Annotated in this window: 15 protein-coding genes and 1 pseudogene; 10 read left to right on the top strand and 6 right to left on the bottom strand. The window is 67.4% G+C overall.

Annotated elements, in window-relative coordinates:
• A pseudogene (locus ACZ6QO_RS36630) lies at positions 1–221 on the bottom strand (endo-1,4-beta-xylanase); the annotation flags it as partial.
• Positions 222–853: 632 nt separating this feature from the next.
• On the opposite strand from ACZ6QO_RS36630, the gene ACZ6QO_RS36625 reads away from it, so the two are divergent.
• Entirely contained in the window at positions 854–2263 is a 1410-nt protein-coding gene (locus ACZ6QO_RS36625; RefSeq protein WP_465857907.1) for an extracellular catalytic domain type 1 short-chain-length polyhydroxyalkanoate depolymerase, read from the top strand.
• A 281-nt stretch (positions 2264–2544) separates the two neighbouring features.
• Here the strand turns inward: ACZ6QO_RS36625 and ACZ6QO_RS36620 are convergent, their stop codons facing one another.
• Entirely contained in the window at positions 2545–3690 is a 1146-nt protein-coding gene (locus ACZ6QO_RS36620; protein WP_465857905.1) for an acyl-CoA dehydrogenase family protein, read from the bottom strand.
• Positions 3691–3964: 274 nt separating this feature from the next.
• On the opposite strand from ACZ6QO_RS36620, the gene ACZ6QO_RS36615 reads away from it, so the two are divergent.
• From ACZ6QO_RS36615 to ACZ6QO_RS36605, 3 genes are all read left to right on the top strand, one after another.
• Positions 3965–5239: a hypothetical protein gene (locus ACZ6QO_RS36615; RefSeq protein ID WP_465857904.1), complete on the top strand. Its 1275-nt coding sequence runs from the start codon at positions 3965–3967 to the stop codon at positions 5237–5239.
• Positions 5236–6135: a class F sortase gene (locus ACZ6QO_RS36610; RefSeq protein WP_465857902.1), complete on the top strand. Its 900-nt coding sequence runs from the start codon at positions 5236–5238 to the stop codon at positions 6133–6135. Before ACZ6QO_RS36615 ends, ACZ6QO_RS36610 begins: the two co-directional genes overlap by 4 nt.
• 154 nt (positions 6136–6289) lie before the next feature.
• Entirely contained in the window at positions 6290–7216 is a 927-nt protein-coding gene (locus ACZ6QO_RS36605; RefSeq protein ID WP_465857900.1) for a DUF4142 domain-containing protein, read from the top strand.
• 237 nt (positions 7217–7453) lie between these two features.
• On the opposite strand, the gene ACZ6QO_RS36600 is transcribed toward ACZ6QO_RS36605, so the two are convergent.
• The 3 genes from ACZ6QO_RS36600 to ACZ6QO_RS36590 all read right to left on the bottom strand — a co-directional run bounded on the left by ACZ6QO_RS36600 (position 7454) and on the right by ACZ6QO_RS36590 (position 9937).
• Positions 7454–7663, bottom strand: coding sequence for a hypothetical protein (locus ACZ6QO_RS36600; RefSeq protein ID WP_465857898.1), 210 nt, complete (start codon positions 7661–7663; stop codon positions 7454–7456).
• Positions 7664–7910: 247 nt separating this feature from the next.
• Positions 7911–8540: a GNAT family N-acetyltransferase gene (locus ACZ6QO_RS36595; protein WP_465857896.1), complete on the bottom strand. Its 630-nt coding sequence runs from the start codon at positions 8538–8540 to the stop codon at positions 7911–7913.
• Between the two features lie 119 nt (positions 8541–8659).
• Positions 8660–9937 carry an alpha/beta fold hydrolase gene (locus ACZ6QO_RS36590; RefSeq protein ID WP_465857894.1) on the bottom strand — a complete coding sequence of 426 codons (1278 nt, stop codon included), beginning with the start codon at positions 9935–9937 and terminating at the stop codon, positions 8660–8662.
• A gap of 175 nt (positions 9938–10112) precedes the next feature.
• Here ACZ6QO_RS36590 and ACZ6QO_RS36585 point away from each other — a divergent pair, with 175 nt between their 5' ends.
• Together ACZ6QO_RS36585 and ACZ6QO_RS36580 are read left to right on the top strand one after the other, a co-directional pair.
• Complete coding sequence (locus ACZ6QO_RS36585) at positions 10113–11054, top strand: SDR family NAD(P)-dependent oxidoreductase (protein WP_465857893.1); 942 nt, start codon at positions 10113–10115, stop codon at positions 11052–11054.
• Between the two features lie 27 nt (positions 11055–11081).
• Positions 11082–11996, top strand: coding sequence for an endonuclease/exonuclease/phosphatase family protein (locus tag ACZ6QO_RS36580; protein ID WP_465857891.1), 915 nt, complete (start codon positions 11082–11084; stop codon positions 11994–11996).
• On the opposite strand, the gene ACZ6QO_RS36575 is transcribed toward ACZ6QO_RS36580, so the two are convergent.
• Positions 11983–12474 (bottom strand): ATP-binding protein, encoded by a 492-nt coding sequence (locus ACZ6QO_RS36575; RefSeq protein WP_465857889.1) that lies wholly within the window; start codon positions 12472–12474, stop codon positions 11983–11985. The genes ACZ6QO_RS36580 and ACZ6QO_RS36575 overlap by 14 nt on opposite strands.
• A 133-nt stretch (positions 12475–12607) precedes the next feature.
• Between ACZ6QO_RS36575 and ACZ6QO_RS36570 the strand changes: the two genes are divergently transcribed.
• The 4 genes from ACZ6QO_RS36570 to ACZ6QO_RS36555 all read left to right on the top strand — a co-directional run bounded on the left by ACZ6QO_RS36570 (position 12608) and on the right by ACZ6QO_RS36555 (position 17040).
• Positions 12608–13387 (top strand): helix-turn-helix domain-containing protein, encoded by a 780-nt coding sequence (locus ACZ6QO_RS36570; protein ID WP_465857887.1) that lies wholly within the window; start codon positions 12608–12610, stop codon positions 13385–13387.
• Positions 13378–13635: a DUF397 domain-containing protein gene (locus tag ACZ6QO_RS36565; RefSeq protein WP_465857886.1), complete on the top strand. Its 258-nt coding sequence runs from the start codon at positions 13378–13380 to the stop codon at positions 13633–13635. The genes ACZ6QO_RS36570 and ACZ6QO_RS36565 overlap by 10 nt, the downstream gene beginning before the upstream one ends.
• A gap of 1248 nt (positions 13636–14883) precedes the next feature.
• Positions 14884–15753, top strand: coding sequence for a class F sortase (locus tag ACZ6QO_RS36560; protein WP_465857884.1), 870 nt, complete (start codon positions 14884–14886; stop codon positions 15751–15753).
• Between the two features lie 141 nt (positions 15754–15894).
• Entirely contained in the window at positions 15895–17040 is a 1146-nt protein-coding gene (locus ACZ6QO_RS36555) for an acetyl-CoA C-acetyltransferase (RefSeq protein WP_465857882.1), read from the top strand.
• Positions 17041–17209 lie beyond the last annotated feature (169 nt).

Genomic DNA, 17209 nt, shown 5'->3' with positions numbered 1-17209 from the left:
GTGTAGTTGCCGTCGCCGAGTTTGCCGGAGGCGATCGCGGTGCCGAAGTACCGGCCGCTCTGCGCCGCCGCCGCACCAAGCGTGCTCTCGGCGGCACTGGCCGGAAAGGGCGCCGTCAGCGCGGTGATCGTGCCGAGTACGCCGAGCGCGCCGACGAGGAGGATCCGTAGACCTTTGCCAGGTCGCCGGGCGCCAGGTGGGGAGATGGCATTCGAGTCCATGCGTGAGCCTCCATTACTGGATGGACGAAACCGAAGCGAGAACGACAGAACGGCGGCATGCGGGACACGGCCCGCGAAATCGATACCGCACCTCGGGGACCGGAATGGCACCATAGGGACGCACGAAAGCACGGCTCCCGCCACGCACCACCTCTGAGCGGGCAGGAGAACACCGCCGTGCGACACAGTGTGGAAACCCTTCCGAAACATGTCAATACTCCCCAGAAAGTTTCGACCTTTCGGGGTGCCGCCGGACGCGCCGAGCTCGTCCAGGCCTTTCGGAATGGCCTATGGACCTTGCCTGGATGGGGCGGACGTGTTCATGAAAGTTTCAGGACGACGCCATCGCCGGTGAAGGGTGATGGCGCCGACAACGGCAGATGGGCCGCCCTGGGGCACCTCGTACACCTGCCATGCCGTGAACCGGCCCCTTGACGTCCCCTCCCGGCCTCGTATTTGCTCCGGTCACCACCCGCCCGGAGCGTCCGACGAGACAGGAAAGCGCCGACCGTCCGGCTGTGAGCGCTAACAGATGGCGTTACCCGGAACTGTTCGCCGATGCCGTGGAGAGGTCGAGCGCAACGGCGTCATCGCACGGCTCCGCATGGCTCCGTACGACGAAAGGACCCCGCGTGAGACGAAGGTTCAGAGCCTTGCTGGCGGCCGCCGCCCTGCCCCTGGTGATGATCGTGGGCATGCTGTTCGCGGCCCAGCCCGTCACAGCCGCGTCGCTGACCCGGGTGACCAACTTCGGTAACAACCCGACGAACCTGAACATGTACATCTACGTGCCGGACCGCGTCGCGGCACAGCCGGCGCTGCTGGTCCTGGTGCACTACTGCACCGGTACGGCGAGTGCCATCTTCAACGGCAACGGGCACGACTACGTCACCGCGGCCGACCGGTACGGGTACATCATCGTGCTGCCCGAGGCCACCCGCAGCGAGAAATGTTTCGACGTCTCAACCGCCAACGGGCTACGCCGCGACGGCGGCAGCGACTCGACCGGCATCATGTCGATGGTGTCCTACGCCCGGCAGCGCTACAACGTCGACCCGGGCCGCATCGTGGTCAGCGGCTTCTCCTCCGGCGCGATGATGACCAACGTGCTCGCCGCGCAGTACCCCGACGTGTTCTCCGCGGGTTCGGCGTTCTCCGGCGTCCCCGCCGGGTGCTTCGCCACCAACGACGGGTCGCTGTGGAACAGCCAGTGCTCCGGCGGCAACCTGATCAAGAGCGCCCAGCAGTGGGGCGACCAGGCCCGCGCCATGTACCCCGGCTACACCGGACGCTACCCGCGCATGCAGTTGTGGCACGGCACCACCGACACCACCCTCGCCTACCCCAACTACGGCGAGGAGATCAAGCAGTGGACAAACCTGCACGGGCTGAGCCAGACCCCGGCGTTCACCGACCGTCCCCAGTCGTCGTGGACCCGGACCCGGTACGGCAACACCAGCACCCAGGCCACCATCGAAGGCATCAGCATCAGCGGTGTCGGCCACCAACTGCCGATGAGCGGCCAGCTCGCCTACGCCATCTCCTTCCTCGGCCTCGACGGCACCTCACCGAGCCCCACGCCGACCCCCACACCCACCCCGACGCCCACACCCACGCCGACCCCGACTCCCACACCTACCCCCACGCCGACCACCGGCGGCGGTACCGGGCCGATGAAGGGTGTCGCCTCGAACCGATGCGTGGACGTGCCGAACAACAGCACCACCGATGGCACACAGGTGCAGTTGTGGGACTGCCACGGCGGCAACAACCAGCAGTGGACCTACACCTCCGCGCAGGAGATCAGGGTCTACGGCAACAAGTGCCTGGACGCGGCCGGCACCGGTAACGGGGTCAAGGTGCAGATCTACTCCTGCCACGGCGGCACCAACCAGAAGTGGCGCGTCAACTCCGACGGCTCCATCGCCGGCGTGCAGTCCAACCTGTGCCTGGACGCGGTCGGTGCCGCCACCGCCAACGGCACCAAGATCCAGCTCTACTCCTGCCACGGCGGCAACAACCAGAAGTGGACCTGGCTCTGATGACCCGCCGCCGGCCCGTGGCCCACTGACCACCACCCGGCGGACGAACATCGTCCGGTGACGAGGCTCCGGGTGACCAGCACCCGTGGCAGGACACCGGCAGAAGACGCCTCCGGTGCGACGCGACCCGTCGCACCGGAGGTCTCCGATCGATGCCGGGAGCGCGCCGACGACCCGCTCGCGGCCCTCCCACGTGCTGGCGGACACCGGGTTCCAGACGCGGTCTGACGGATCACCGGGCCCAGGGATCCGCCATTCGCGCCTGTCGCCCGGCGCTGCGGTCAGAACCCGAAGGACCGGCCGATGATCTCCTTCATGATCTCCGTCGTGCCGCCGTAGATGGTCTGCACGCGGCTGTCCATCCACGCCTTGGCCACCGGGTACTCCAGCATGTAGCCATACCCGCCGTGAAGCTGGAGGCAGCGGTCGATGACCTTGTGCTGCAGTTCGGTCGTCCACCACTTCGCCTTGGCGGCGTCCACGACCGTGAGCTCTTTGGCGTTCAGCGCGCGGATGCACTTGTCCACGTAGTGGCGGGCGATCTCCACCTCGGTCGACAGCTCCGCGATGACGAAGCGGGTGTTCTGGAACTTGCCGATGTTCCGGCCGAACGCCTGACGGGTCTTGCAGTACTCGATGGTCGTCTCCAGCACCGCCTCCGCCGCCGCGACCGCCGCCACCGCGATCGACAGGCGCTCCTGCGGGAGGTTCACCATGAGCTGGATGAAGCCCTGACCCTCCTCGTCGCCGAGACGGTTGGCCACCGGGACGCGGACGTTCTCGAAGAACAGCTCGGCGGTGTCCTGCGCGTGCATGCCGATCTTCTCCAGGTTGCGTCCCCGGGAGAAGCCCTCCATGCCGCGCTCGACCACCATCAGCGTGATGCCGCGCGCCCCCGCCGCAGGATCGGTCTTGGTGACGACCACGACCAGGTCGGAGTTGATGCCGTTGGTGATGAACGTCTTCTGTCCGTTGACGATGTACTGGTCACCGTCGCGGACCGCCGTCGTCTTGATCCCTTGCAGGTCGCTGCCCGCGCCGGGCTCGGTCATGCCGATGGCGGTGATCAGCTCGCCCGAGGCGAAGCCGGGGAGCCAGCGCTGCTTCTGCTCGTCGTTGGTGAGATCCACCATGTACGGGGCCATGATGTCGTTGTGCAGGCCGAATCCGATGCCGGTCGCGCCGAACCTCATGATCTCTTCGACGATGACCGCGTTGTAGCGGAAGTCGGTGATCCCGGCGCCGCCGTACTCCTCGGGGACCGAGAAGCCGAACATGCCGAGCTCGCCGGCCTTCTTCCACACCTCGCGCGGAACGATGCCGTCCTTCTCCCACTGCTCGTGGTGGGGGGCGACCTCGCGCGTCATGAACTCGCGCACGGTCTCCCGGAAGAGCAGATGCTCCTCCTCGAAGAGGTCTCGCTGCATTCGCTTCCTCCTTGGGGTTACCGCACCAGAATACGATTCTGGTCACCGCTGGACTCGGGGGACCCCGTACAGTCGAGAGAAGTTCCCCTTCGTCACAAATCAGCCACGTTATGCAGTGTTACTCCTGCATAAGCCCGCCATAACCCCTCAGAGTCATACGATCTACCTCCGGCTGCCAACAGCCGAACCGTGATCGGAGGCGATCGTGAACGGGTGGGGACCTAAGCTCCGCAGGTCACTGGCAACGGTCGCTGTTGGCGGCACTGCTGTACTGATGTCGTTCCCCGTCGGCCCGGCCGTCGCTGACACGGCCTATCACCATTTCGAGTACACCTGCGAACGAGGCGATTTCCTCCCGCCGGGCCCTCGCACTCTGCAAGTGCAGGTGGCGGTGCCTACGACCGTCCGAGTCGGCGAGCGCATCGCCTTGGAATGGACACTCAGCGGATCACCTTTGGCCTCGTCGGGGAGTTTCCCCGCTGGGGGCCGTCTGCTCGTCACCGGCAGTGCCGACGTCGCGGGACTCTTCCAGGGGAAACTTGACTCGACCGGGAGTAAGGATCAGGGACAGCTTCGCCTCAATGGGCCGCTGGAACTGCCGACGGCGATGCTCGGATCTGTCGGCAGCACCAAAGAGGGCAGGCTGCTGATCACGCCGCGTGACCTGGCCTTTGACTTCATTCCGCCTCAGCAGGCTGTCACCTTCAATGACAACAACACGGGGGCACAAGGACCGATCGCCTACAACGGAACTTGGGCGCCCTCTGGGGGTGACGAGCGCAAGGACTTCGGCGACCTTCTCGGCGATGTCCACCAGACGACGACGCAGAAAGACAGTGTCACGATTCCGTTCACTGGTACAGGCATCGAGTACATCACCGAGCGCCATCCCGATATGGGAGAGGTCGGTGTGAAGCTCGACGACGTCGTGCTAGATGTACACCCTGATGCCTCCCGAGAAGCTGATGGGCAGACCAACGTGACAGCCCGGAAAGCCCAGCAGGTCCTCTGGTCCGTGCACAATCTCGAGTACGGGGAACACGAGCTCACACTCACGAACGAGGCCCCCAACGGGAAGTACATGCTCGTCGACGCGTTCAAGGTGATCACCGATCAGATCTCGATCCCGCCGGTCCACTTCCGTACGAACTGTCATTTCGTCGGCAATCCGCGAGCGATGGTCGTGGACGTTGTTCATGCACAGAACAATCAGAGCGGCGGGAACGACGACGACAACGGGAACGACAACGGGAATCAGCAGGTCACGGATGGGGACGATTCGGCTCGGGGGGTGATTGTGCTGTCCGGGGGTGGATATGGGCATGGGGCTCCTACGGAGACCGCCAGTCCGACGCCGAAGGCTTCCAAGACCCCGAAGGCCCGTACGACTCCGCAGGTGCGGGTGACCCCGAGGGGCGGCGCGCACACCGGTGAGGCACCTCAATCTGCCCCGGGCGCCGGTGCGTTCCTCGGATACGGCTCCGCGCTGCTGCTCGGCAGCGTGGCGGGCGGGCTCGTGCTGAGACGCCGCCGGGGAAGCGCGGGTTGAGCGGGACGATCCCGCCGTTGCCGCAGGCCGAGGAGCCCCGGCGCGGGCGGTGGAAGGGCATGCTGGCGCCGGCGCTGGTGACGGTCGGCTGCCTGGCGGGCGTCGGGGCCGTGATGGCCGGGTCGCTGGCGTACCTGTCGCCGTCAGGGGACGCCGTTCCCGCGTCCGGCTCCGAGCCGACGCCGATCGTCGCGCAGATGTTCCCGGCCGGCGATTCCGGCGGCACCCCCGGCATCGGCGGAGATCAGGCCACGGCGGGGACGTCCAGGATGGACGGGTCCTCGGCGGGGTCCTCGACGGTGGACGGGGCCTCCATAGGAGCCTCTACGGTGGGCACGGCGACGGTCGGCCCTGGTGGAGTGAACGCGCCGTTGGTGGAGGCCGCGCCGGCCGCTTCGCCGCCGGCTCCGGTGGCCGCGCCGGTCAAGCCGTTGCGCAAGTCCGTGCCGACCCGTGTCCGCATCCCGGGCATCGGCGTGGACGCGGCGCTGGTGTCGGTCGGGGTGGACAGGAACGGCGAGATCGAGGTGCCCCCGCTGAGCAGGCCGAAGCTGGCGGGCTGGTACCGGCTCGGACCGGCGCCCGGGGAGATGGGCCCGGCGGTGATCCTCGGCCACGTGAACACTCGCAGCGGGCCCGCCGTGTTCAGCCGGCTGCGCGAGTTGAAGCGCGGCGACACGATCACGGTGCTCCGCGCGGACGGTTCGGCGGCCCGCTTCACCGTGGACGGGGCCGAGCAGGCGAGCAAGAACCGGTTCCCGACCAAGCGCGTCTACGGGCATGTCGACCGTCCGAGCCTGCGCCTGATCACCTGCGGCGGTGTCTTCAACGCCAAGGCCCACAGCTACACCGACAACATCATCGTCTACGCCACCCTCTCCGGCGCAGGCTCCTGATCCGGCAGCGTTCTCCGCCGATCGGATGGCGGCGCGAAAACTCGTTCAGATCGCATCGAACCGGTCACGCGAACTGCCCGTAGCTCCCCATGAACGGCCATCGTCGCAGCGGCGATGGATCGCGATCCCCCAGGGGAGAAGGGATCGGGTACAGATGCGACGCGCACGTACCACCTCGGTCGCCACCGTGGTTCTCAGCCTTATCGCGCTTCTGACCACCACAGCCTGCTCCAGATTTTCCGGCGAGCCGGTCGCGGCCGCCTCGACCGTGCCGAGCGCCTTGCCGGCGGAGCAGTTGGCGAAAGGGATCATCGCTTCGGCGCAGGAGGCCGCCCCTGAGGCTTCCGACTCCTCGGAGCAGGAACCCGAGGACGGATCGGCGCCGGAGGACGACGCGTTCCCGGTGGACGATGACGCGCCGGCGAACGGTGCGGCACCGGGCGACAAAGCGGTCCAGGACGGAGCGGATCAGGACAAAGCGACTAAGGGGACGGTCTCGACTCCGTGGGGCCCGCTGAGTCCGGCGGACCGTGATCTGGTGGTCAAGGTACGCCTGGCCGGCCTCTGGGAGATTCCGACCGGAAGGCAGGCTGCGAAGCGTGCCTTCCGGGCCGTCACCAGGAAGAACCTGGGGGAGATCGCCCGGCAGCACGAACTTCTGGACGCGGAGGTCCGGGAGGTGGCGGCGGAACTGCGCGTGCCACTCCCCGATGAACCCAACGAAGACCAGAAGGGGTGGATGGCCGAGATCTCCAGCAAGAAGGGACTCGCCTACGATCAGACGGCGGTCATGCGCCTGCGGATGGCGCACGGGAAGATCTTCCCCGCGATCGGCGCGGTCCGGGCCTCCACCCGAAACACCCTGATACGCGGCTTCGCCGAGAGCACGGCGAAGTTCGTGAACACCCACATGGGCCTGCTGGAGGGCACGGGCTTGGCAGGAGACCACGCGCTTCCCCCCGCCCCCACGGTGAGCCCCATTCCTCCGACGGTGCCCGAGGGAGAACCCGTACCGACCGCGCCCCCCGCCACCTCGCTGCTCGGCATGAAGGAAGGTCACCATTCCACCGACGGCCTATGACGCCCTCGGCAGACAGTGATCAGCGCGGGCGGTTCGGTGGGGATCTTCCGTACCGGTGGCTGCCCACCGTAGGCGTCAACGTGCTGAAACGGATCTGTTGCACACCGCAATCATGGTGCAGGAGAACGCTACGCGGGGGCCGGGACGGTCTCGACCCTGTCGGCGTCCCGGCGGACGCGGCGATAATGCGATGGACGCTGATCCGGGGGAGTGCGATTCCCCCGGATCAGCGTTCACTCAGACGGCGGTCAGGCTGAACCGCTGGTTCTCGGGGTCGATCGCGAGGATCCGGGCCGAGACGCGGGTGCCGACGGGCCAGGACTGCTGATAGGCGAGACCCGTGAAGCCGTCGGCTTCGACGAACGAACCGAACGGCACTTCCTGGGTCACGACGCCCTCGACGATGTCACCGACCTGGTGACTGGCGAGGAAAGACTGCCAACTCATGTATGTCACCTCCTTCCGTCACGAGTGGCTGTGCGCGCTTCTCGTGACGCGGCGGGCCTCTCGCCCGCGAGGTGATCAAGCGGCGGCCGGGCGCCCGTTCTGTGTGCGGCGCGTGGCCGACCCGGCAGTCATGGATCAATGGTAGCGAATCGGGCGCGCCCCAGAAACACCGCGACAGGGTGGTGTCAGGACGACCGCAGGCCCTTGACGGTTTCGGCGGGGACGATGGGCGGTTCGCGCGCTGCCGTCACCCCTTCACGATCGCGGCCACCCGCGCCTCGAGCATCGCCCGGCATTCCGGCCATTCCGCCGTGATGATGGAGAACATCGCGGAGTCGCGGAGCAACCCCTCCTCACCCGGCGCCCATGAGCGGGACCAGCTCCGCAGAACCCCTTCGAAACGTGCCCCCACACCCGCGATCGCCGCACGGGAGCGGCCGTTGCGCGCGTCCGTCTTGAAGTCGACACGGGCGGCGTTCCAGTTCTCGAACGCGTGGCGGAGCATCAGCAGTTTCGCCTCGGTGTTGATCCCGGTTCCCTGAGCCGACGCCGCGAGCCAGGTGAAACCGATCTCGATCGCGCACAGGCGGTCCGTGCCATCCGGCCACGGCCGGGGATCCCAGAAGGCCGTCACGCCGACCGCGCGCCCCGATGACCTGGCGACCTGCGCGTAGGGCGCCAGCTTTCCCGCGGCCGCCCGGTCGAGTTGCTCGTCGATGTACCGGCCGACCTCCGCGGCCCGGGGCACCCAGGTGAACGCGTACGAGCCGCGGTCCTCCTCCGCCGCCACCGCCAGATCCACGGCGTGATCACGGCCAAGGGGTTCCAGACGTGCCAGAGCGCCCTCAAGAACCGGCCCTGCCAGCTCGAAAGTCATCGATCCTCGTTTCACTGTGCGGTGATCCCGCACAATCGGCAGGAACAGAGGGTGACTCCCCGTCGCTGCTGAACGTCGTCCGAGGATCGGTCAGGGTCCCCGGTCAGATGAACGGGGACCTACGGCGTGGAGAGCAGGTGGTCCAGGACGGTGCGGCCGTCCATGCGCAGGCCGTCGTGCTCGAACTCGCTGGTCACCCACGGGCGCAGGCCCTTGATGGTGCGGGCCGTGCTCATCGACAGCTCACGGGCGACGTACATGTCGTTGTAGTAGACCGCCGCCGACACCGGCACCGTGTTGCGCTCCAGCCGGGCGACGTCGTACAGCGAGGGCCAGGAGGGCCGCTCGGCCAGCAGGTGCGCCGCCTCGCGCAGCGGTACGAGGGTGGGGTCGGTGTCGAACATCCACGGGTAGATCATCTCGCCGGTGAAGAACAGCGGCCCGTCGCCGTCCAGGGCGGCGGCCGGGTCGAACTCGGGGAACCGGGCACGCACCCGCTGCGCCGACCAGTTCGTCGCGCCCTCGCCCTGCGCGTAGGTCGCCTCGTGGATCAGCGAGTACAGCGGGGCCGCCGCCGTCCAGGACAGCTCGGCCTCGACCTCGTACAGGAAGGCGTCCGACAGCTCGTCTCCGCCGCCGAAGGGGTCTTCGAGCAGGTAGTGCAGGCTCCGGCTGCCTGAGCTGCCGCCCAGCATGTTGCCCAGCGACTGGAAGACCTCGACGGTGAGAGGCCGGCCGGTGGGCAGCCGCACGTCGTTGGCGCTCAGGTGGCGTGCCACGCGCACGGCCCGCTCGACGTCCTCGGGGAAGCGCTCGTAGTGCTCGGAGTTCTTGGTCGCCACCGTCGGATACAGCTCCTGGTACACCTCGTCGGCGGTGGCGTGGACGCCCGGCAGCCCGCCGGTCATGAACGCCTCCGTCAGCCCCTCGGGCGCGAAGGACAGGTAGGTGACGGTGCAGAAGCCGCCGAAGCTCTGGCCGAGGACGCTCCACGGCCGGTCGCCGATCAGCGTGCGGCGGATGAGCTCGGCGTCCCGGACGATGGAGTCGGCGCGGAAGTGCGACAGATGCTCCGCCTGGACGCCGGGCGGGCCGAGCCGGGGGATCGTGCGGCGGTTCAGCGGCGTCGACCGCCCGGTGCCCCGCTGGTCGAGCAGCAGCACGCGGTAGTCCTCGGCCGCGCGCTCCAGCCAGCCCTCCCCGCCGTGCGGGCGCGGAGCCGAGAACCCGGGGCCGCCGTTCAGGAACAGCAGCCACGGCAGGTCGTCGCCCGCGCCGCCGCCGGCCCGCACCTCGCGGGCGTACACCTCGATCTGGGCGCCGTCGGGCCGGTCGTGGTCGAGCGGGACGGGGAAGAAATGGTCGGCGAATACCAAACCGGACCGGCGGGCCATCATGTCGCGATCCTACTGTTCCGCCGTGAAGCCGTGACCGCCGTGCGCCGCCATCCCCTTCTCCAGGCCCGTACCTGGTGAGGGACGATCGCCCCCCACCTGGCTCCTCGGTCCGCCGTCATCAGTGCCGTACACACCTGTTGACCTGGAGTGCGCTCCACGATCTAGCCTTCGCGGCATGACCAGCCACAGGACCACCGACGCGAAACACGGTGCATCGCGCGCGGCCGGCACCGCTGACGACGTTCTCGCCGGCATCGACCTCACTGGTAGGACGGTGGTGATCACGGGCGGCTACTCCGGCCTGGGACTCACGGCCACCCGCGCGCTCGCGGGCGCCGGAGCCCATGTCGTGGTCCCGGCCCGTCGGCCCGACCAGGCGCGGCAGGCCCTCAGCGGCGTGGCGAGGGTCGAGATCGAGCAGGTCGATCTCGCGGACCTCGCGTCCGTCCGGACGTTCGCGGAACGGTTCCGGCGCGGCCATGACGCCCTGGACATTCTGATCGCCAACGCCGGGATCATGGCGTGCCCGCAGACCAGGGTTGGGCCCGGCTGGGAGGCACAGTTCGCCACCAACCACCTCGGGCATTACGCGCTGGCGAACCTGCTGTGGCCCGCCCTCAAGACGGCCGGCACGGCCGGGGGCAGGGTCCGCGTCATCTCGGTCTCCTCCGGATACGACCCGGACTGGCGCATCCGCTGGGAGGACGTGCAGTTCACGCACGGCTACGACAAGTGGGCCGCCTACGCCCAGTCCAAGCTCGCGAACATCCTGTTCGCCCGCCGGCTTGATCGGCTGGGCGCACCGCATGGCGTCCGAGCCTTCTCAGTGAACCCGGGCTGGATCCTCACCTCCCTGCAACGGCATCTGACGGCTGACGAGATGGTCGCCGCCGGCTGGGTCGACGCCGACGGCACTCCGGCGCCGGGCCTGTTCAAGACACCCGAGCAAGGCGCGGCGACCACGGTCTGGGCCGCCACCTCACCCGAGCTCGACGCGCACGGCGGCGACTATTGCGCTGATTGTCGCATCGTCGAAGGCGGCCCGGCGGACAGTGAGGAGGCGGCCCGTCTCTGGAAGCTCTCGGCCGACCTCACCGGCCTCGACCTCATCCCCTGACCATCCCCCGAATGCTTCAATGACAATATGATCACAGGGAAGCTGATGGTGACGGCCGCCCTGGCGGTCGCGACGGTCCCTCTCTCCACGTGCCAGGCCCAGGCTCGGACGTCATCCTCTTCCATCTCGGTGATGAGCTGGAACGTCTGCGCGGGCACCAACGCCGGTTGCCACTTCTACGGCAGGAGCATGCAGGAGGTGGCCGTGCAGGTCGGCTGGTATGCGACCACCCAGCCGATCAAGCCGGATGTGATCCTCCTGCAGGAGTTCTGTTCGGGCGGGACGGCCGCACTGGAAAGCCTGCTGGAGCAGAAGACCGCGCGCGCCTGGACCGTTCGGTCGTCGACCCTCACGATGAAGGACGGCTCGCCGAAGGTCTGCGCACCTGACCGGCAGGGGCGTTCGCGGGGCGATATGGCCGTCACCGTCGCGGTCGCCGACCACGCGGCCACCTTCCAGGCCCACGGGCTGACCTCCCCGCCGTGGTACGTCAAGCGCATGGCGCTCTGCGCCACCATCCCGGCCAGGAAGGTCAACGTCTGCGGCACCCACCTCAGCTCCAACCTGCCCTACGACGATATGGAGCCCGACGCGCCTTTCCGGACGAAGCAGGTCCAGGAATTGCTGTCGGCGGCGGCCAAGTCCGGCTACCGTTCCGTCTTCGGTGGGGACCTCAACCTGGCTCCGCCGGACAGCGGGCACAGCACCGCCGTGAAAGGACGCATCCTGGCGCCCGTCTATGCGGCCTACGCCGAGTGCGACCAGAACGGCAGCCGCGACGGACGATGGACTGAGAAGCACGTCAGCGAGGACGGCAGCGTCGCGAAGCGCAAGCTCGACTACCTGTTCGCCCCCAAGGGAAGCGTGACCCGGTGCCACGTGGCGCAGGGCACCGCCTTCTCCGACCACAAACCCATCTACCTCAGGGTCAGACTCGGCTGACACCGGTGTCATGGGTCCCCACCCAGGCGGCGAGCTGGAACCATACGGACTTGCCGTAGGGGTGCAGGTTCCAGCCCCATTTGTGCGACAGGCTTTCCACGATCGCGAGGCCCCGGCCGGACGTCTCCATGGAGTCGGCGCTTCTCAGCTCCGGAATGGCGATGCACGAGTCGTACACGTCCACGGTCATCAGGTCGCCGTCCCGGCCGATGGTGATTCGCACGGTGGTCGTGGCGGAGAGATTCACCGCGCCGTGCGTGAGCGCGTTCGTGACGAGCTCGGACGTCAGGAGTTCCGCGATTTCCTGCGACTCATCCGCCGCGCACCAGTCGAGAGCGACGTCCCGGACGAACCGTCGTGCGGACGCGACGCATTTGAGGTCGCGCGGTATCCATTTCTGCCCCAGCAGGGCGATGGGGGCACCGGGCCCGTAGTCGTATTCACATGACGTTCTCGAAGCCTCGACCGCCCCTGACATGATCGTTCTCCTCGCTGCGGAATTCGTATGCCAAGGGTGCCGAATGGTGACTACGCTCGGTAGGTGAACGGTTACCAGTCCGCCGGTTTGAAGGTCGGCGTCCGTTCCTTGAATCTCCGCGATTGGGGGCACGATGGTGGATCGGTACACACCTCAGGCCATCTGGGGCAGAGAACTACGGCACTACCGTCAGGCGGCGGGGCTCACCCAGGCCCAGCTCTCCCAGAAGATCCATTTCAGCGAGTCGCTCATCAGCGGCGTGGAGACCGGCCAACTCCCCGCCAGCCCCGAGTTCGCCCAGTCCTGCGACACCACCCTCAACACCGACGGCGCCCTCTCCCGCCTCCTGGACTGGAGGAAGGGCCAGCAGTTCCCTGTGTGGTTCGGCAGTTGGACAGAGAAGGAGGCGGCCGCCCTTGTCCTGCGTACCTACGAGCCGCTACTGATCCCCGGTCTGCTTCAAACCGAGGACTATGCACGGGTGGTTCTGCGTGGTGATGAGATCGCCGTCGCCGCGCGAATGCGACGTCAGCAGGTGCTCGCTCGCAGTGAGCCGGACCCGCCGATCGTGCGCTGTGTGATCGACGAAGGAGTTCTGTATCGTCCCATCGGTAGTCCGGAGGGCATGAGGGCTCAACTTGAGCATCTACTTCGGATGGTGGGGCCACAACTGACCATCCAAATCCTTCCGCACGGTATGCATTCGGGGTTGCTTAGCGGCTTCGTTATAGCGACGCTCGAAGGAGGAGTGGACGTAGTCCACGTGGACACGTCGATACGTGGGCTCACGGTCAGTGACCATGAGGAGATTTCACTCGCGGTCCAGCGATTCGAGAACATCCGGACCGAAGCGTTGCCTTTGAGCATGTCGCTGGATCTCATCAGAAAGGCGGCAGGAGAGAGATGGACATGAGTACCGAGCAGTGGCAAAGGTCCAGCTATAGCGGCAACAACGGAGGGGATTGTGTGGAGGTGACACGGTGGCGGAAGTCCAGCTACACCGGCGACAACGGTGGAAACTGCGTTGAGGTCGCCCAGTTACCGCACTTGATCGCTGTCCGGGACTCTAAGCGCCCTGACGGACCCAAGCTGTTCTTCACGCCGGGTGAGTGGAGCGCCTTCATCGGTGACGTGAAGGCGGGGCGGCTCGATCGGGCGTAGCCGGAGGTGACTTGGTCGCCTGGGAGGGCGCTCGGGCGACCAAGATCTCAAGTGAGCGGAGCCACTCCAGCACCGGCGGTCACAACGGCAACATGGCGGTGCACGCAGAGTGATGGATCCTTCGAACGGTCGAATGATCTTACACCTGAAAGTTAACTGGTAATAGTGTCTCTGACCTGCGGCGATGGGTTAACGATTTGAGAAGACCAGTCAAACCGCACCACGGCGACACGAACCCTCCGTAGGATCTGTACGGAACTGTGACCACAGACTGGAATCCTGATACGCCCTGGTACGCCGGTCACCGCCGCCGCTGGAATGGAGAAGTACGTGCTGAAGTCGCAAGCACGCCGTCGCATCGCCACCAAGGCAGCCATGGCAGCAACAGCGGGGGCGGGCGTCCTCTTTGTCGGTATTCCTCAGATGGCCTCTGCGGCCAACCCGGTGACCTATGGATGCTGGGCGGCAGGGGGGCCGACCAACCAAGCGGTATCAGTTGATCTTAGTGCTGCACCGGCTAGTCCAACTCCCAATCAGCCGTTCACGGTCACGGTGAAGGTCGCTCAGGGCGCCAACTCGGTTCTGACGGCGCCGCCCACCGGAGTGGCTGCCACGGACTACGTCTGGGTGCAAGGCGAACTGCAGGCGTCTCCGGTGGCAGGGACCCCGATAGCCACGCTGCAGGCAACGGCGACCGCCTCTTCCGGGCCGAGTTCTCTGGCACCCAATGCGACGCTTTCGCTGCCCGCTGCGGGAGGCGTGGTGACGCTGACGCCCACGGCGACCGGCAATGTCGGTATCGAAGCGGACAAGATCTACGTGGCGATTGGTCCCGCTGCCGCTGTCGGGGTTCCCCCAAACCTCACCACGTTGTATACGTGCTCGGCTCCCACCACGGGAAATAACACGACCCCGGCCAAACTAAACGTCATGGTCAAGACGGCTAGTCCCTCGGCGAGCGCCTCGACCACTCCTTCTCAGACGCCCACCCCTACTCCCACGCCTACGCTTACGCCGACTCCTCGGCAGACGCATACCGTGTTCGAGACGGTGACGCATAGTCCCAGGAACACGCAGCAGGTCACGCGGAAGCCGGTGGCGGGTGCGGCCACCGGTGGCGGCGGGGACGCGGGGCCTGATGGGCGGATGTTCGTGCTCGTCGGATCGCTCCTGGTCGGCGGCGCGGCCGTGGGCGGGCTTGTCATGCGGCGGCGTCGTCCGCAGCGGGGTTGATCGGGGGCTGATCGGGTGACGACGCCTCCCGAGTACCCATACCAGGATGGTCAGGGCGTTCCGCAGCCCGGCCAGCCGTACAACCCGCAGGTCTACTACCAGTACGCCGCGCCCGTCGGCGGGTACCACGAGCCCGAGCGGGCCGACCGCGGGCAGATCATGCGCGCCGTGCTCATCCTGGCCGCCGTCGCCGGCGTGGTGACGGTGGCGGTCGGCATGCTGTTCATGATCAGCTCGCCGGAGGAGTACAGCCTGGCGGACGATCGCACGCCGATGAAGATCCAGGGGCAGCCGCAGGCCGGGGCGTTCGCGCCCTCGGTCGGTCCAGGCGGGCCGGGCCAGCCGTTGACGCAGGCGGATCCGACGGCTGCGCCGCCCGCGCCGCCGCTCCCGGCGGCCCCGGCGATGCAGCCGTCCACGCCCAGGCGGCTCATCATCAAGAAGCTCGGCATCAACGCTCCCATCCAGTCGGTCGGACTGGACAAGAAGGGCGCCATCCAGACGCCGCCGATCAACAACCCGAATTTGGTCGGCTGGTACCGGTACGGCCCGACGGCCGGGCAGGCCGGCCCCGCGGTGATGCTGGGTCACAAGGACACGGTGTCGCGCAGCGCCGTGTTCGCCCGGCTGCGCGAGCTCCAGTACGGGGACACGATCGAGGTGACCCGGATGGACGGCACGGTGGCGGTGTTCACCGTGGGCGGCGTCGAGCAGGCGGCCAAGGAGACGTTCCCCACCAACCGGGTGTACGGGAACGCGGACGCGGCGGAGCTGCGGCTGATCACCTGCGGCGGCAGCTACAACCACATCACCGGCCACTACGTGGACAACGTCATCGTCTACGCCAGGATGACGAGCACGCGTCAGGCGTCTTCGCGGCGCTGACCTGCGCTTCCGCGCCCCCCGCCGGGTCCGTCGGCGCGGGGGCGTGACCGCACTCTGCCGTCCACGGAGGATTATTCTGTTATAACCTCGTATAGACCGAACATTGCTCGGTTTCATGTGGGACGGAACCCAGGAGGCACTGTGGCAGAGGCGTACATCGTCGGGGCGGTCCGTACCCCGGTCGGCAAGAAGAAGGGCGGCCTGTCCACCGTCCACCCGGTTGACCTGGCAGCCCACACCCTCAAGGCCCTGGTCGAGCGTACGGGCGTGGACCCCTCGGCCGTCGAGGACGTCATCATGGGCTGCGTCATGCAGTTCGGCCCGCAGAGCCTGGACATCGCGCGCAACGCGTGGCTGTCGGCGGGCCTGCCGGAGAACGTGGCCGGGGTCACCATCGACCGGCAGTGCGGCTCCTCGCAGCAGTCCATCCACTTCGCGGCCCAGGGCGTCATGTCCGGCACCCAGGACCTCGTCGTCGCCGCCGGCGTCGAGTCGATGAGCATCGTGCCCATGGGCTCCAGCATCACCGCCGCGCTGGAGAAGGGCATGCCCTTCCCGTTCGGCGAGATGTGGGTCGAGCGGTACGGCAAGCAGGAGATCTCGCAGTTCCGCGGCGCCGAGCTCATGTGCGAGAAGTGGGGCTTCAAGCGCGACGAGCTTGAGCGGTACGCCTACGAGAGCCACCAGCGCGCCGCCAAGGCCATCGCCAACGGCTACTTCAAGGACCAGATCGCCCCGATCAACGGCGTCGAGGACGACGAGGGTCCGCGGCCGGACACCACGCTGGAGAAGATGGCCGGGCTGAAGGCGCTGCGCGACGGCGGCCAGATCACCGCGGCCACGTCCTCGCAGATCTCCGACGGTTCCGGGGCCCTGCTGATCGCCTCCGAGCAGGCGGTCAACGACCACGGGCTGACGCCGCGGGCGCGCATCACCACGCTGGCGCTGACCGGCGACGACCCGGTGTACATGCTGACCGCGCCGATCCCGGCCACGCAGCGGGCGCTGAAGCGGGCCGGGCTGTCGATCGACGACATCGACGTCATCGAGATCAACGAGGCGTTCGCCCCCGTGCCGCTCGCCTGGCTCAAGGAGATCGGCGCCGACCCGGAGAAGACCAACCCCAACGGCGGCGCCATCGCGCTCGGCCACCCGCTCGGCGGTACCGGCGCCATCCTGATGACCAAGCTGCTGCACGAGCTGGAGCGCACGGGCGGGCGTTACGGCCTGCAGACGATGTGCGAGGGCGGCGGCCAGGCCAACGTCACCATCATCGAACGGCTCTGAGCGCACCCGCGCGAGACGACGGCGGCGTGCCGCTTCCGATGACACGGAGGCGGGACACCGCCGTTTCGCGTTTTCCCGAGGACATGACCGCCGGCCGGAGCGGACGTACCCTTCTCCGAAATAAGCGCAATTGTCGTCCTACCGGAAACGGTGCGCTTTTCGCAAGACG

It is taken from the genome of Sphaerisporangium sp. NPDC049457 (genome assembly GCF_055586705.1).
This window is presented reverse-complemented; position numbering and strand designations above follow the sequence as displayed.

Excerpts from the sequence above, each read along its gene's own strand:
- ACZ6QO_RS36620 (WP_465857905.1), bottom strand. The coding sequence starts at position 3,690 with ATGCAGCGAGACCTCTTCGAGGAGGAGCATCTGCTCTTCCGGGAGACC.
- ACZ6QO_RS36615 (WP_465857904.1), top strand. The coding sequence starts at position 3,965 with ATGTCGTTCCCCGTCGGCCCGGCCGTCGCTGACACGGCCTATCACCAT.
- ACZ6QO_RS36605 (WP_465857900.1), top strand. The coding sequence starts at position 6,290 with ATGCGACGCGCACGTACCACCTCGGTCGCCACCGTGGTTCTCAGCCTT.
- ACZ6QO_RS36600 (WP_465857898.1), bottom strand. The coding sequence starts at position 7,663 with ATGAGTTGGCAGTCTTTCCTCGCCAGTCACCAGGTCGGTGACATCGTC.
- ACZ6QO_RS36595 (WP_465857896.1), bottom strand. The coding sequence starts at position 8,540 with ATGACTTTCGAGCTGGCAGGGCCGGTTCTTGAGGGCGCTCTGGCACGT.
- ACZ6QO_RS36590 (WP_465857894.1), bottom strand. The coding sequence starts at position 9,937 with ATGATGGCCCGCCGGTCCGGTTTGGTATTCGCCGACCATTTCTTCCCC.
- ACZ6QO_RS36585 (WP_465857893.1), top strand. The coding sequence starts at position 10,113 with ATGACCAGCCACAGGACCACCGACGCGAAACACGGTGCATCGCGCGCG.
- ACZ6QO_RS36580 (WP_465857891.1), top strand. The coding sequence starts at position 11,082 with ATGATCACAGGGAAGCTGATGGTGACGGCCGCCCTGGCGGTCGCGACG.
- ACZ6QO_RS36575 (WP_465857889.1), bottom strand. The coding sequence starts at position 12,474 with ATGTCAGGGGCGGTCGAGGCTTCGAGAACGTCATGTGAATACGACTAC.
- ACZ6QO_RS36570 (WP_465857887.1), top strand. The coding sequence starts at position 12,608 with ATGGTGGATCGGTACACACCTCAGGCCATCTGGGGCAGAGAACTACGG.
- ACZ6QO_RS36565 (WP_465857886.1), top strand. The coding sequence starts at position 13,378 with ATGGACATGAGTACCGAGCAGTGGCAAAGGTCCAGCTATAGCGGCAAC.